Annotated in this window: 1 rRNA gene; it reads right to left on the reverse strand. The window is 55.1% G+C overall.

The window, feature by feature from the left end:
- Nucleotides 1-323: ribosomal RNA gene (locus V6B97_RS17170) — 23S ribosomal RNA — on the reverse strand; the annotation flags it as partial.
- Between the last annotated feature and the right edge of the window lie 69 nt (nt 324-392).

Here is a 392-nt window from a genome sequence, read left to right on the forward strand (position 1 = left end):
CAATCCCACGTTGGGGTCCTACAACCCCGGCTGGTCGAAACCAACCGGTTTGGGCTGGTCCCATTTCGCTCGCCGCTACTTTGGGAGTCTCGCTTGATTTCCTTTCCTCCGGGTACTGAGATGTTTCACTTCCCCGGGTTCGCTTCCTGCAACCTATTTGTTCAGTTGCGGATGACCGGACATGACTCCGGCCGGGTTGCCCCATTCAGAAATTCCCGGCTCACAGGGTGTTTGGCCCCTCCCCGAGACTTATCGCAGCCTACCACGTCTTTCATCGCTTTCTGGCGCCAAGGCATCCACCTGTTGCCCTTTCTAACTTGTTCTCTTCGAACTTCCTTTCCAACCCTATTCAATTTTCAATGAGCAACACCTCCTTCCCGAAGGAGGGGGTG

The organism is Nitratidesulfovibrio sp. 1201_IL3209 (assembly GCF_036763125.1).
Classification (GTDB): domain Bacteria; phylum Desulfobacterota; class Desulfovibrionia; order Desulfovibrionales; family Desulfovibrionaceae; genus Cupidesulfovibrio.